The 14282-nt window shown below is 61.5% G+C and carries 10 protein-coding genes and 2 pseudogenes; 6 read left to right on the top strand and 6 right to left on the bottom strand.

Annotated elements, in window-relative coordinates; all coding sequences use genetic code 11:
* Positions 1 to 394: 394 nt before the first annotated feature.
* Positions 395 to 1942, bottom strand: coding sequence for a winged helix-turn-helix domain-containing tetratricopeptide repeat protein (locus DLM46_RS34930; protein WP_115108765.1), 1548 nt, complete (start codon positions 1940 to 1942; stop codon positions 395 to 397).
* A gap of 233 nt (positions 1943 to 2175) precedes the next feature.
* Here DLM46_RS34930 and DLM46_RS41180 point away from each other — a divergent pair, with 233 nt between their 5' ends.
* Positions 2176 to 3990 (top strand): LysR substrate-binding domain-containing protein, encoded by a 1815-nt coding sequence (locus DLM46_RS41180; RefSeq protein WP_341868621.1) that lies wholly within the window; start codon positions 2176 to 2178, stop codon positions 3988 to 3990.
* A pseudogene (locus DLM46_RS41385) lies at positions 3966 to 4163 on the top strand (integrase core domain-containing protein); the annotation flags it as partial. The gene DLM46_RS41180 and the pseudogene DLM46_RS41385, both read left to right, overlap by 25 nt.
* Positions 4164 to 4771: 608 nt before the next feature.
* Here DLM46_RS41385 and DLM46_RS34910 read toward each other — a convergent pair.
* Both DLM46_RS34910 and DLM46_RS34905 read right to left on the bottom strand, forming a co-directional pair.
* Complete coding sequence (locus tag DLM46_RS34910; RefSeq protein ID WP_115108760.1) at positions 4772 to 6202, bottom strand: catalase; 1431 nt, start codon at positions 6200 to 6202, stop codon at positions 4772 to 4774.
* A gap of 137 nt (positions 6203 to 6339) precedes the next feature.
* Complete coding sequence (locus DLM46_RS34905; RefSeq protein WP_115108757.1) at positions 6340 to 7170, bottom strand: alpha/beta fold hydrolase; 831 nt, start codon at positions 7168 to 7170, stop codon at positions 6340 to 6342.
* Between the two features lie 1088 nt (positions 7171 to 8258).
* Between DLM46_RS34905 and DLM46_RS34900 the strand changes: the two genes are divergently transcribed.
* The 4 genes and pseudogenes from DLM46_RS34900 to cynS all read left to right on the top strand — a co-directional run bounded on the left by DLM46_RS34900 (position 8259) and on the right by cynS (position 10672).
* On the top strand, positions 8259 to 9080 hold the full coding sequence (locus DLM46_RS34900) for a cysteine hydrolase family protein (RefSeq protein WP_425274043.1): 822 nt from the start codon (positions 8259 to 8261) through the stop codon (positions 9078 to 9080).
* Between the two features lie 186 nt (positions 9081 to 9266).
* Positions 9267 to 9448, top strand: a pseudogene (locus tag DLM46_RS34895) (dihydrolipoyl dehydrogenase); the annotation flags it as partial.
* A 64-nt stretch (positions 9449 to 9512) separates the two neighbouring features.
* Positions 9513 to 10172: a carbonic anhydrase gene (locus DLM46_RS34890; RefSeq protein ID WP_115108752.1), complete on the top strand. Its 660-nt coding sequence runs from the start codon at positions 9513 to 9515 to the stop codon at positions 10170 to 10172.
* A 29-nt stretch (positions 10173 to 10201) separates the two neighbouring features.
* Positions 10202 to 10672 carry a cyanase gene (gene cynS, locus DLM46_RS34885; protein WP_115108750.1) on the top strand — a complete coding sequence of 157 codons (471 nt, stop codon included), beginning with the start codon at positions 10202 to 10204 and terminating at the stop codon, positions 10670 to 10672.
* An 870-nt stretch (positions 10673 to 11542) separates the two neighbouring features.
* Here the strand turns inward: cynS and DLM46_RS34880 are convergent.
* The 3 genes from DLM46_RS34880 to DLM46_RS34870 are packed head-to-tail and all read right to left on the bottom strand — an operon-like array spanning position 11543 to position 14077.
* On the bottom strand, positions 11543 to 12544 hold the full coding sequence (locus DLM46_RS34880) for a hypothetical protein (protein WP_133300429.1): 1002 nt from the start codon (positions 12542 to 12544) through the stop codon (positions 11543 to 11545).
* Positions 12545 to 12555: 11 nt separating this feature from the next.
* A complete protein-coding gene (locus DLM46_RS34875) occupies positions 12556 to 13245 on the bottom strand; it encodes a hypothetical protein (RefSeq protein WP_115108745.1) in 690 nt (229 codons plus the stop codon).
* Entirely contained in the window at positions 13238 to 14077 is an 840-nt protein-coding gene (locus DLM46_RS34870) for a TIGR04255 family protein (protein WP_115108743.1), read from the bottom strand. Before DLM46_RS34870 ends, DLM46_RS34875 begins: the two co-directional genes overlap by 8 nt.
* Positions 14078 to 14282 lie beyond the last annotated feature (205 nt).

Here is a 14282-nt window from a genome sequence, read left to right as displayed (position 1 = left end):
GCCTTTGCGATGTGTTCGGCTGTGATTTGACGTTCGGGTTGCCGCAATCGAAAAGCCGCGACCTGCGCCGAGACAGGTTTCGTCAATTCCCAGTGGCCAGCCGTTTTGACACAGTCTGGGCCAGTTGGAGACATTGCGCTGCATGCTGCGAATGGCCGTTAACAAGTCAGGCATGGACACCCGCGGCCTGGCGGTGGCTCGCGGGTCGAAAGGCATCGATCCGATCCGACGCTCATCCATGGGTCTGCATGATCGCAGCACCGGTCGCACCAGGCGGCACACCGCTCGACAGGGTAGGCCTTCGCGGTCTCATCCATGCGATCGGTGCGGCCGTTCGAGAGCACGCTCTGCTCGGCACGGTATGCGCCATCGACGAGGAGCAATCGTGCCGTAGTCACTCGGGCAATCCGGCCAGCCGCAGCCCCTCCGCAAACTGGGTCAGGTCTTCTGGGCGACGGATCGGAAGCCAGTCCTTGAGATTGGAGACGCGGAGTGACGGATCGAGCGTGCGCAGGCGCTGCATCGCCTCCTTCGCTTTGTCCATGCGTCCAGCGCGCGCATGACTCGCCGCCAGAACGGCGACCGGGACAAGGAAACTTGGTAGATTCCATTTGGCCCTTTCGGCCCAATCCGAAGCGGAGTCGAAGCGTCCTGCAAAGAAATGTGCCAGCGCCATCCCAGCCTGCATCCTGAACATTTCTGGATCCAATGGACTCAAGCGAATGGCACGAGCCAAATACTTAATCGCAGCGTCTGTTTCACCGCGACAAGCGCGCAGGGACCCACACAGGGACCATGCAGGGGCGTGGTTCGGATTGAGCAGCAAAGCTCTGTCGAACAGCGCGATACCGCCGTCGAGGTCGCCGGTGAGATGCCCGAGTGCATGAGCTCCTCTCGTGAGCGCCACAGCATCGTCCCGGCCAAGCTCCACCGCCAGTCGCGCCAGGCGAGTGCCCTCGGCAATCTCCCGGGGCGGATCGGTCATCCAGCCATTCATCTTGCGCCAGAAATAACACCAGGCCGCCATGCCATAGGCCGATGCGAAATCCGGATCGAGCTCGGTGGTCTTGTAGAACAAGGGCAGCGCCGCCTCGATTGATTCGCGCGTTCCGCTGTGCAAGTGCGCGGCGCCGCGAAGGTAATAGTCGTAGGCGCACAGGTTCTCCGTCGGCTTGCGCTTGGCACGCTCGATTTCCGCCCGCTCGAGCTGCGGCGCGATGGCGCCGACGACGCTTTCCGCAACCTGGTCCTGCAGTTCGAAGATGTCGTCCAGCGTGCCTTCGAAGCGCTCCGCCCAGAGATGTGCCCCGATCCTGGCATCGATGAGCTGCCCTGTGATGCGCACCTTGTTGCCAGTCTTGCGCACGCTACCTTCCAGCACGTAGCGCACGCCAAGCTCGCGGCCGACGTCCTTCACCTCGACTGCGCGGCCCTTGTAGGTGAAGCTCGAGTCGCTCGCGATGACGAACAGCCAGCGTATGCGCGATAGCGCAGCGATGATGTCCTCCACCACGCCGTCGGCGAAATACTCCTGCTCGGGATCGCCGCTCAGGTTCTGGAAGGGCAATACGGTAATAGAGGGTTTACCCGGAAGGAGGAGCGCGGACGGCGGCTCCCTCAATTCTCTGGAGATGTGTTCGCCGATCTCGCCGACGAAGCGGAAACCCTTGCGGGCGACAGTCCTGACCAAGCGCTGTTCCCCGCCGGTGTCGCCGATGGCCTTGCGGACCGCATTGATGTGACTGGTGATCGTCGATTCCGAGACGATTCGGCCGCGCCATACCGCCTGCAGCAGGTCGTCCTTGCTGACGACACGGTCGCGGTTCCTGACAAGATGCAGGAGCAGATCGAAGACTTGCGGCCCGACAGGTACGACTTTCGCGCGATGCGAAAGCTCCCGGCGTTCCGGGTCGATCACGTAGTCTCCAAACTCGAACTTCACTTGACATCCCGTGGCCGATTCGGCTCCCAGGGGGGCAACTGGCGAATTCCGTCCATGGATGATACTGCAACCGGAGGTGAGAGCATCTCATCCCGATCGGGCAACGCTTGGACGAATAATCAAGCTCTCCTGCAGAGAAATTCAAGGTGAAGGCAAGGACTTCCCCGGAGCGCGCAGGCAATCTCCATACACATCGACGACAACGGTTTGCGGTCGAGAAACGGAGAGAAAACATGAAAATTGTCGTCATCGGGTGCACCGGCCTCATCGGAACGATGCTTGTGGAGGACCTTCGCAAGCGCGGCCATGACGTGCTCGCAGCCGCCCCTGACACCGGCGACAACACCATCACCCGCGAGGGTTTGGCCAAAGCGCTCGACGGCGCCGAGGTCGTCGTCGATGCGGCGAACGCGCCAGTATGGGAAGACAAGGCGGCCATCGAGTTGCTCGAGACATCGGGCCGCAACCTGCTGGCTGCGGGCGCTGCCGCCGGCGTACGCCACCATGTGGCCCTGTCGATCGTTGGTAGCGAACGGCTTACCGACTGCGGCTATTTCCGGGCGAAGGTCGCGCAGGAGGGCCTCATCAAGGCATCCGGCATTCCATACACCATCGTGCGTGCGACGCAGTTCTACGAGTTTGTCGGCGACATTGCCCAGTCGGCTGCCCAGTTGGCCACCTTAGGCAAGGAGATTCGCTTGTCGCCGGCGCTGATCCAGCCGATCGCGTCAGCGGACGTGGCAGCGGCGCTTGCCGAGGTCGCAGTCGCGCCGCCGGTCAACGGCACGGTCGAAGTCGCCGGTCCGGAGGCGATGCCACTGGACGAACTGGTCAGGCGCTTCATGCGGGCGACGCAGGATACGCGCAAGGTCGTGCCGGACATCCACGCGCGCTACTTCGGTGGCCTCCTCTCGGATCGGACGCTCACGCCCGGGGAGAACCCCCGCATCGGCGCGATCCGGTTCGAGGACTGGCTCGATCGCTACAAGGCTCAGTCCTGCTTCGCCATGCAGTCCCCTCTTTTGGGGACTGCCGCTGCGGACAACTCGGACGCGCTTGCATCGAGTTTCGCGACGAGCTATCCCGGAGTCGTCGCCTTCATCACCGTTGTGGCCGAAGGCGGCTTTTGCAAGGCTGCTGACCGGCTCGGGATCACTCGTTCCGCGGTCAGCCGCGTCATCCAGAAACTGGAGGCGCAGGTCGGCTTGCGTCTGTTGAGTCGGACGACGCGCAGCATTTCGCTCACGCGCGAAGGCGAGATCTTCCATGCCCGCTGCCAGCCGAGCGTCGCTCTCATCAAAGAGGCGATGGAAGACATGCGCGATCTGCGCGACGGTCCGCCGCGAGGACGCCTGCGGGTCTCCGCTCCCGTGGGCTTCGGCCGCAAAGTGGTTGCACCGCTGTTGTGGGGCTTCCAGGAGAAGTACCCCGACATCGAGATCGAGCTTCACCTAAGCTGCGTCGCGAGCGACTTCACGTCAGACCGCATCGACGTCTCGTTTCTCAACGGGCGCCTGGCCGACAGCCGGATCGTCGCAAAACAGATCGTCCCGATGCAGACTTTGGTATGCGCCTCGCCCGAGTATGCCGTAAGGCGCGGTATGCCCGAGTCGCCGGACGCGGTGATGCAGCACGACTGCATCAACGTCCGTCTGCCGTCGGGCCGCGTCGACGAATGGGAGTTCAAGGTGGAAGGGGGATCGCGCAAGCTGACTCCGCCATCGCGCCTCATGTTCAACGATGTCGGGCTAGTGCTGGAGGCCGTCCTCAAAGGCAAAGGCATCGCTCAGTTGGGAGGGTACCTGATCTGCGATCTGCTGCGCGAGGGGAAATTGGTTCACTCCATGTCACAGTACGCACCCAATGACCGGGGTCACTACATCTGCTACTTGAGTCGTCAGCATCTGCCGTCGCGTATCCGCGTGTTCGTCGATCATATGACAGCAGCGATCCGGGCGCTGGACCTTCAATGCGCGGGTACTTTTTCACCAACGCGTGATGATCGACAGGCCGCCTCGGCGCCATTGGTGCCCCTGCCGGGTCAATAGACTTGGCAGGACGACTGACAACGCGACTTCAACGACCGGCTGCGCCACGAGTGTGCGACGCTAGGGCCAGGATCTCTGCCTGGCGGACCCACAACAACGAGAGTCGACCCCACTCTGCGCTGGACTGGGCCACCCCCACCGAATTCGCCCGCCGATACGGCCTGCAGGCGGCCGGGCTCCGGCGTGGCAACGAGCTCCAGCGTCTGCACGTGCGACGCCCCGAGCCTACCGGCAGGATGGTCTTGTGACTGTCGGCGAGCTTGCCGACAGTCTCGCCGCCACCCGCGCGGCAGACCAGGTCGTCGTGGACAAGTGAGTACGGGTTAAGAAGGCTCGTCCATACCGCACGGCAAAGCGCAGCGAGGTCGGACAGGCACTCGTCGCTGGGAGCGGAGACGATGAGCGGACAATGGACGGGGCACTCATGAAAGCCTCCTTGCGCCGGGTGCATCCAACGGACGGCGAGCGCTGTAGACGTATTGGAGTTCGGCCACTGCGAAAGTGGCGAGGATCAAGGGAGCGTTCGGCACGTGACAATCTGTCAGTTGGGAGATTGCGGTAAGACGTTGGTATGTTGGCCGAAGCGCAGGAGCATTGCGTAGCCGCAGACAACGGCCACGAGGGCGAATGCGGTGTGCACCGCGCCAAGGGAGGACAGTTTAAGCATTGTGATCATCGCTCCAAGTGAACCTCTTCATTGATGCGCATAAGCGTACGCACTCTGCCCCGCCTTTCACGGGCGCGTTGGGCAACTTGCAGCACCAACGCGCCCGGTGCCTGACTAGCGGTTCTTCAGCGCCTCGGCAACTCCTGCGCCATAGGCGGGATCGGCCATCGTGCAATTGCGGATATGCCGCTGCTGCACGTCCTCGCTCGCGCCGCCGAGCGAGCGCGCCGTGTTGTCGAAGAGCTGCAGCTTCTGCTCGGGCGACATCAGTTGGAACAGCGCCCCCGGCTGCGAGTAGTAGTCCTCGTCCGCGCGATGGTCCCAGTGCGCGGCTGCCCCCGAGACCAGCAGCGGCGGCTCCGCCAGCCGCGGGCTGTCGGCCCACTCGCCGCGGCTGTTTGGCACGATGCCGGGCAGCCCGCCCTGGTTGCCGTCCACGCGCATCGCGCCGTCGCGGTGATAGCTGTGCATCGGGCAGCGCGGGGCGTTCACCGGGATCTGGTGCGCGTTCACGCCCAGACGGTAGCGGACCGCGTCGCCGTAGCTGAAGAGCCGCCCCTGCAGCATCTTGTCCGGCGAGAAACCAATGCCCGGCACGACGTTGGCGGGCGAGAACGCCGCCTGCTCCACATCGGCGAAGTAGTTGTCGGGGTTGCGGTTGAGCTCCAGCGCACCCACCTCGATGAGTGGGTAGTCGCCGTGCGGCCAGACCTTGGTGAGGTCGAAGGGATTGAACGGGCAGACCTGCGCCTGCTGCTCGGTCATCACCTGGATGCACAACGTCCAGCGCGGGAAGTCTCCGCCATCGATCGCCTCGAGCAGGTCGCGCTGCGCGCTCTCGCGGTCGTTGGCGACGATCGCGGCGGCCTGTGCGTCGGTGAGGTTACGGATGCCTTGCCGGCTGCGCAGGTGAAACTTCACCCAGTGCCGCTCGTTGTCCTCGTTGATGAGGCTAAACGTGTGACTGCCGAAACCGTGCATGTGGCGATAGCCATCGGGCAGGCCGCGATCGCTCATCACGATGGTTACCTGATGCAGCGCCTCGGGTAGCAGCGTCCAGAAGTCCCAGTTGTTCTGGGCGCTGCGCAGGTTGCTGCGCGGGTCGCGCTTGACGGCGTGGTTCAGGTCGGGAAATCGCAGCGGGTCACGCAGGAAGAACACGGGCGTGTTGTTGCCCACCAGGTCCCAATTGCCTTCCTCGGTATAGAACTTCACCGCGAAGCCGCGGATGTCTCGCTCGGCATCCGCCGCGCCGCGCTCGCCGGCCACCGTGGAGAAGCGAACGAAGACGTCCGTCTTCTTGCCGATGCCGGAAAAGAGCCTGGCCTTCGAGAACGCTGTGATGTCGTGCGTCACCGTGAAGTGGCCAAATGCGCCGGATCCCTTGGCGTGCATGCGCCGCTCGGGGATCACCTCGCGGTCGAAGTGGGCGAGCTTCTCAAGCAGCCAGATGTCCTGCAACAGCGCGGGGCCGCGCGCACCGGCGGTCTCGATGTTGAAGTTGTCGACAACGGGGGCGCCGTTGGCAAAAGTGAGTTTGGTCATGGCAATGTGGGCAAGAAGAAGGGTTCAGCGGAGCGTCTTCAGGAGGGGGGACTGGACGTCCAGAGTGGGCGTCGCGTCGATGGCCTCCACCCCAAGGGTGGACCGGCCATCGACGGTCCCGGCTGATTCGGACCCAATCAGGCCTTGATAAAAGCCAGCAGGTCCGCGTTGATGACGTCCGCATGCGTGGTCGGCATGCCGTGCGGGAAGCCCTTGTAGGTCTTCAGCGTGCCGTTCCTCAGCAGCTTGGCGGACAGCGGCCCGGAGTCGGCGTAGGGGACGATCTGGTCGTCATCGCCGTGCATCACCAGCACCGGCAGTCCGATCTTCTTCAGGTCGTCGGTGAAGTCGGTCTGCGAGAACGCGACGACGCCGTCATAGTGCGCCGTTGCACTCCCCATCATTCCTTGCCGCCACCAGTTCTGGATGATGCCTTCCTGGGGCTTTGCGCCCGGCCGGTTGAAGCCGTAGAACGGCCCGGCGGGAATGTCGCGGTAGAACTGCGCGCGGTTGGTAGCCGTCTGCAATTGCAGGCCGTCGAACACGTCCTTCGGCAGGCCGCCAGGATTGGACGCAGTCTTGACCATCAGCGGTGGCACGGCGTTAATGAGGCAGGCCTTCGCGGCTCGCTTCTCGCCGTGGCGAGCCAGATAGCGCACGACCTCGCCGCCGCCGGTGGAGTGGCCGACGTGGATCGCGCCCTTGAGGTCGAGATGGTTCACGACCGCGGCGAGGTCGTCGGCGTAGTGATCCATGTCGTGGCCGTTCCAGACTTGCGCCGAGCGGCCATGCCCGCGCCGATCGTGCGCGACGACACGATAGCCCTTGGAGAGGAAGAACATCATCTGCGCGTCCCAATCGTCGGAGCTCAGAGGCCATCCGTGCGAGAAGACGATCGGGGTAGCATTGGAGGGACCCAAATCCTTGTAGAAGATCTGGACCCCGTCTTTGGTAGTGACATAGCTCATGGGTGGATTTCCTTCCGGAGTTTCAGCGCCATTCGGCGCAGTAGGAGCAGCGGACGCTGCGAATGGCAAAGCCACTGCTGCTGCAGTGCATGCCCCGATGATCAACATCTGACGGCGCGTGACTCCAGCGAAGCTAGGCTGTATTGGCGCGGGATCAATCTTCATGGGTATAGACCTGAGTGGAGACGCGATCAGTCTAGCCATGGTCTCCTCGCGGTGCGATATGCATCACGTGCAATTCGATGTTGCAGGTGCTTCACCAATGTCGCGGCAACGCATCCAGCGGGCGCCGCTGGGTCGTTCTCACCGAGCTCAGCCATCCGCACGACAGGATCTTCAAATGCGCCGGCTCATTCTTGATGAACTCTCGCTGAACGCGATTGGTGCGTCGTGGTTAACAGAACTATCCGCACCCGGCCCCTAGTGCAGGCAGGCATTTGCTTCTAGATTTCAATGCATCACGTCAGCATCGATGCATTGGCTCGAGAGCCTCGCGGCGTGTTCGTTGTCCACCCCAGTCCCAGGAACCAAAATGACCCAACGCAGCAACTACCAACAGCAATGCAACCGGCGTAGTACACCGATCCGAGCGAGCGCGCCATGCCCGTTCCCACGATGACACTCGATCTGGAACGCACCGCCATGGTCGAGAAACACGCCGTCAGTCAGCTCATCCAGGAGACCTCATGACTCAACTTCCTACCTACGCTCAGCAGTACCGAGAACTGTCCACGAAGCGCATGGAGTTCGGCCCGCTATTTCAGAAGATCACGATCGAAGGGCCCATTCGCGAGAACGCGTGCACACCCAATACAGCTAGCAGGAGCTGCCGATCGTCACCTGCCTCGTGGGGACGATCAACAACTGGAACCCCGCAAACGTTGCGTCCTGCATCGCCCGGCTCGTCTGACAAGGCGTTCGGGTAGCCGCAGTGAGCTTTCCAGGCGGTGATGAAACCTGGCGGCTGTGACGATCACTCCGTCTATTCCCGATTCTGGAAGTTGCTTTAGCGAACGTGCGCTTTGGACCCGTGACAGTGCGTCTGCCGCACCTGCTAGCGTTCCCGCGCAGCCAACCGGAGAATTACTATGTGTGAAACCCCAAAATTTCATGGCCGCCGCACCTTCTTCAAGGGCATGGCTGCCGCCGCGGTAGTGGCCTCCACGCAACTGCCCTCGCTGGCCAACTCAGCGCCCGCCGGTGGCGGTGCCAAGTACGCGGATCCGGCCAAACCGGCACTGCCCAAGACGGGCATGAAGCTTGACCTCACGCGTACTGCGTTCGTCGTGATCGATCCGCAGATTGACTTCATGAGCCCGAAGGGCAAGGCGTGGCCGGTGGTGGGCGAAAGCGTGACCGAACAGAATATGGTGCCGAACCTGGTGCGACTGTTTCAGGCGTCCAAGAATGCCGGAATTACGATAGCGATTTCCCCCCATTACTACTATCCGCAGGACCATCGGTGGCAGTTCCAGGGTGGGGCGGAGATATTCCAGCACAACCTCGGCCTGTTCGACCGTCCGAGTGCGCTCTCGCTTGAAGGCTTCCGCGGGTCAGGCTCGGACTTCCTTCCGGAGTTCAAACCGTACATCGAGGATGGCAAGACAATCATCTGCTCGCCGCACAAGCTCTATGGCCCCCAGGTCAACGACCTGAAGCTCCAACTGGGCAAGCAGCGCGTGGAGCAGGTCATTCTGGCAGGCATGCTGGCCAACCTGTGCGTGGAGTCGCATCTGCGCGATCTGCTCGAGAATGGCTTCGAGGTGGCAGTCGTGCGTGATGCCGTAGCGGGGCCGAAGCTGCCGGAAGGCGATGGCTATGGCGCTGCGCTGGTCAATTACCGCTTCATCGCCGATGGGGTCTGGACCACAGACGATACGGTAAAGATGCTAGAAGGTAAGTCGGTCTGACGCATTCCCAGCCCAGGCGCCCCCCGGTCATGGATGTCGGGGGTGCACGATCTGAGCATAAAGCGCAGGCATATTTTCGTGGCCAACTCGATGGCAGTAAGTTGAGAGCCGGTTAGCTTGTCGCGTCCGATACCGGCCAGCCCCGATTGCGCATACCGCTCACGCGAACGAGAGACCTGCACGCGGTTCGATGACCGCCTGATCGTCAACGACGATGTCTTCGCATGGGAAGACCTGCGGCAAAGCGCGGCCGTGTTCGGTTCGGGCGAGTTGGGTGAGGCGCTGTCGCGCCTTGGCGTGCGGGTGCGCTGTTCGGCGTGAGCAACTCGTTGGGGCTGCTCACGGTGATTGGCATCTACGCGACCAGAACCGATAGAGCTCAGATCATCCATTTTGCACATCGAGTTCCCACACAACCAATCGGGCGACATCATGCAAGACCTGATCGAAGGCTTCCTGAAGTTCCAGCGCGAAGAGTTTCCCAAGCGCACGGAGTTGTTTAAGCAGCTTGCAACCACTCAGAATCCGCGAACGCTGTTCATCGCTTGCTCAGACAGCCGTGTAGTGCCGGAGCTGCTGACACAGCAAGAGCCAGGCGAGTTGTTCGTCATTCGCAACGCCGGCAACATAGTTCCGGCTTACGGCGTGCAGCCTGGTGGCGTGTCAGCCAGCATCGAATACGCGGTCGCAGGCCTGAACGTAACTGACGTCGTCATCTGTGGACACTCCGACTGTGGTGCGATGACTGCCGTCGCAACATGCAAGTGCCTGGACCGTATGCCTGCGGTGGCGGGTTGGTTGCGTCATGCCGATGCCGCGAAAGCGGTGAATGAAGCTCGGCAGCACACATCCGACCGCGCACGCGTCGATTCCATGGTCCGCGAGAACGTCATAGCGCAACTCGCCAACCTCAGGACACACCCGTCGGTAGCACTCGCCGTCGAACAAGGCCGGCTGGGCCTGCACGGATGGGTGTACGGCATCAAGACTGGCTCCATCGATGCACTGGATGGCATCGCTAATCGCTTCGTATCGCTTGCAGAGAACCCCCTTGTCTCCGCGAACCCGCCTCGACTCAGCGTAACTGCCTGAGTCATTCCCCACTCCCAAAGGAGATTGAAATGCCCCAATCACAATACAGCCAGGCAAACCGCCAGGCCCTCACCCACGCCGTCATCGACGCGAAGATTCACAAAGGCTTGACCTTTGAAGAGATCAATGAAGGCACCGGTCTGACGCTGGCTTTCGTGACCGCAGCCCTGCTCGGCCAACACCCGCTTCCTGCCGAGGCAGCCAAAAAGATAGCTGACAAGCTGGAGCTTGGTGAAGACGCCGCGCTCCAGCTCCAGACGATTCCTGTGCGCGGCAGTATTCCAGGTGGCGTTCCGACCGATCCCACCATCTACCGTTTCTATGAGATCGTGCAGATCTACGGCTCGACCCTGAAGGCTCTGGTTCACGAGAAATTTGGCGACGGCATTATCAGCGCCATCAACTTCAAGCTGGACATCCAGAAGGTGCCGGATCCCGAGGGTGGTCATCGCGCAGTTATCACACTCGACGGGAAGTATCTGCCGACCAAGCCGTTCTAAGCTCGTGCTTCCAATCTTGGGTAGAGAGTGACCTTGTCTGGCCGGGCTCGTGGGTGGCAGCAACCCCGAATGGGCAGTGAAAATGAAGGGCGGAGGTCGGCATAGCTGTCGCGATTCGGACCTGGCAAGCGGGATTCCGGATTTTGCGGAACGGTTGCCAATGCCATGCCTGTGCCTGCCTACCGCCTAACTCGGATGTGCTGTACCAGCCATCAGCAAGGCGCACTTGAGACCGAGGCAAGGCCGGCCAGCGATCGCGCGCGATCATGGAGACCCCCTGTCCGCCAGGCTGTCCGGCCAGGACATCAGGGATCTGGCGGCCTGCTACGCCGACTTTCAAAACAGGGCAGTCCGCTTGCGGATATGCGAGAAGATGCTGGTCCTTGTATAGAGGGTGATGCCGTGCGTGACGCTGAATGTGCCGCAGGCGCCCGTACCTGGCCATACGTCGAATAAGCGGCGCCGCGCCCAAAACCCCAGGCGACATGGCGAGCCAAGAAATTCCCGAGGATTTCAGCCGGTGTCGAAGGAAAAAACCACTTTCCACAAACGGAATGCTTGATACAGCCGCAGCAATAACAAGAGCTCTTGAGCGAATGTCTCAAATTCGTTCAGAACCAGCCTTTCGGCCTTGCGCAGTCGAACGGCGCAGATGGGTCGACAAGAGGCATTCGCTCTCTCCGACAACGGCCGTTCGCGAGGCTTGTCTCACGCTGAAAAACAGAGTTACGGATGCACGGCAGACCAAGCTATTCAGATAATTGGCCTTATCGCTATGGCTGCTTTTTGGTGCGTAACTGGCCCATGTCAACCCGCGTCCGTTCATGTCGTCACCCCCCGTGCGCGGGTTCCCGGCCACGGCTTCCTGCATTAAATCAATGCCATGGACGCAGTTCTTGGGGTTGCGATGCGCAGTGACAGATTTAATGCGTTCCGCGCTGGACCGGGCTGGAAGATTAAAGTCGTGGGATTGCTGCGGCCAAGCTCCTGCCGGTATTCGTGTCCCGATCCGGCTAACCCCTGCTTGTCAGCCCGCGTGTCCGCTGCATATGAGACGTCATCGAACTGCCATCGGTGATAGACGCGCATATGGTGGCGCGAAAACTGGTGCTCACCGAGAAGGCGAACCGCTTCGGTCTCAATGCCGTCGATGCCTTCGAGAAGCGCTTCGAACTCATCCAGCAGCGGCTGCATTTTCTCGCGAAGCGGCGCGTCACTGAACGCCGCCTCACGACAAAGCAGAGACACGTCGCACGTGTATGGCTGGTCGGCCGGAAGTTCATCGTGGCGCGGCCGCAAGGCAATGAACACCTCGGTGACTGCTGGCAGTTGTGCCAACAGTTTGCGAATCTTGTCCTCGGCCTTCATGGTGCCAAGGCGTCGATTGAATTCGTCCGGTAGCGCCGCACGCACGTAGCGCGTCATCAGCCAGTCCAGAAGGTCACGGACGCGCGTCGTCGCAAGTGTAAGTTCCGTCGACGGCGAAATCTGTGCCACCAGTTCGCGCCTCACCAGAAAGCGGTTCCAAGGCTTGACGGAAACATGCCGGTCGACACTTTCAAGTGGGGCCGCGAAAGTCCGGAAGCTTTTCAGGTTCGTGTCTGCGGCGTTCGGTGGACCGTCCGCGATGCGGGCAAGCAAAAACTCGACGTAGGGCTCTGCGTCGTCCCTGAACTGGACGATGTCGCAGGTCTGACTGACCGCAATGACGCACATCTGCTCGGCTACCAGCACATCCGCGAGATCGTCGCGTCCGCAAGCTCTCAACTGGTCATGAAAAAAGCCGTGGCAGTCGGGATGTGCGATGGCCCCCTGCCGCCATCCCATGTCTGACACGGTTGTACCAACGGAAGCCGCTGACTTGTCGCCCAATGCGCGGCCCCTTAGACGCCGAAGCCGCGCGCCATCAGGTCATCCACGCGCCGGGATTCGGCGACCTGCTGGCGGTTGAGGTTGGCGATCGCGGACAGCGCCTCGTTGATACGGGGCTCATCAAGTTCGTCCTGCGTCAGCAGCGAGTACAGGTCGCTCTTCTGTCCGTCCGCATGTTCGACGACTGCCGTGTGCAGATGCGCCGCGAGATTGCCGACGCCGAACCCGTTCCACCGGTCGGCGAGCGTTTCGAGGACGGCCAGACGCACGAGCGTGTCGTCGCGTACCTGGCCCTGGTGGTTCTCGGCGAGCCAGTTATACAGCGCGGCCCGGGAGCACCTCAGCACCGCGGCCATTTCCTTGCTGGAGAAGCCGAATCCCGCCTTGACCCGGGTGAGCCGGTCACGCAGAGAAACGGACACGGCAGTCCGCGGGACGACCTTGCCCACGGGCTCTATAAAGTCCATCTGACCACTGACGAAGCGGATCAGCGCCTGATCATCAGCGTCGAGAACCACAGTCTTGTGCTCGCCTCGCTCGAGCGTGCAGCTGTAGCCGCCAGCAATGATGGTGATCCGCGAAGCCCCAACGGGTCCCGAGAACATCGAGACAATCCCGCCCGTGGCGACTTCAGCGCGACCAAATGGCAGTCGTCTCATCAACTGGGCGCGCACGACATCCTGATAGTTAGCGTTAAGCATTGGGATTCCCGTCCTTCCAGATGGCCTGACCATCGAGACTGGTAATTGACTTGAAGACACTGGACTGTGATTCGTGCAGGCCTTTCGCGCAGTCGACGAACGAAGCGACATCCAGCACGCGCGCGATGTCGGCAGAAGCGTCGACATCGACGAACCCGACCGTCGCGTCCGAACTTTCGCGTGCGAATTTGACTGCACGTTGCAGACGCTTCGAAGGCAGAAGTTCGGGTACAACAACGAAGTTCGGCGGATGAGGATGCACTGCCGGAACCGTCCCCAATCGTGCGATCGCGGTGTGCTGGATGGGGCCGTCAACGCTATATACCAGTTCGTGCGTATGTCTCGCCAACTGCTTCCCCGCCCACAGTGTCTCTACGGCCGACAAGGGTGGCGCAAAAAATCCGCCTACAGGAAGACCGCCCTCGGGCAGCACTATATCCCAGTAGCGCAAGCCGAGCCGTTCAACAAATGTCTTCGGCCTTGCGAGTAGCCATGCGTCCCAAACTACCGCCAGACCATTGGCGAAGTAGGCGGAGTCAATATAGGAAGTCGCATGGACGGAAATCGTATCGTTCGTGAGCACCACACAGGAGCGACCGTCCTCGGAGAGGAACTGATAGCGGGGCACGACTTGCGTGCTCACGCCCTGTTCGCCAAAACTCAAAGCTACGGCCTGACCCTTGATCAGTCTCGGGTATGTGGCCGTGATGAGGTCCTGAAAACGGGCGGCCACGGCGTCGAGCGACAAGATATTGCCGAACCGGACCTCGGCAACAACATAGGCCAGCGGTGCGTTTTTCCAGGTGCCTAGGGGCTGCATGGTGATTTCCATTGGAGTTTGAAGTCATTGTAGTCCGCCAACAGGAAATTGGACAGTTTTCTGGACACGCTGTTTGCGCCCGTCTAATCCCGTGCGAGGAAGTGAAAGTTGCTTCGTTTCGGAAGTGAAACTAGCAGCAGCGTAGGCTTAAGCCTGGTGACCGAACGGGAACGCTCCGCGCCCCAATAGGGCTCGTTGTTCGATCGACCAGCGCGGG

This window comes from Paraburkholderia lacunae, assembly GCF_003353175.1.
GTDB classification, from domain to species: Bacteria; Pseudomonadota; Gammaproteobacteria; order Burkholderiales; family Burkholderiaceae; genus Paraburkholderia; species Paraburkholderia lacunae.
Note: the sequence above shows the minus strand (reverse complement) of the source record. Positions and strands in the feature narration are given on the sequence as shown.

Coding starts and splice junctions, on each gene's coding strand:
- DLM46_RS34890 (WP_115108752.1), top strand. CDS start 9,513: ATGCAAGACCTGATCGAAGGCTTCCTGAAGTTCCAGCGCGAAGAGTTT.
- DLM46_RS34900 (WP_425274043.1), top strand. CDS start 8,259: ATGTGTGAAACCCCAAAATTTCATGGCCGCCGCACCTTCTTCAAGGGC.
- DLM46_RS34910 (WP_115108760.1), bottom strand. CDS start 6,202: ATGACCAAACTCACTTTTGCCAACGGCGCCCCCGTTGTCGACAACTTC.
- DLM46_RS34905 (WP_115108757.1), bottom strand. CDS start 7,170: ATGAGCTATGTCACTACCAAAGACGGGGTCCAGATCTTCTACAAGGAT.
- DLM46_RS41180 (WP_341868621.1), top strand. CDS start 2,176: ATGAAAATTGTCGTCATCGGGTGCACCGGCCTCATCGGAACGATGCTT.
- DLM46_RS34870 (WP_115108743.1), bottom strand. CDS start 14,077: ATGGAAATCACCATGCAGCCCCTAGGCACCTGGAAAAACGCACCGCTG.
- cynS (WP_115108750.1), top strand. CDS start 10,202: ATGCCCCAATCACAATACAGCCAGGCAAACCGCCAGGCCCTCACCCAC.
- DLM46_RS34875 (WP_115108745.1), bottom strand. CDS start 13,245: ATGCTTAACGCTAACTATCAGGATGTCGTGCGCGCCCAGTTGATGAGA.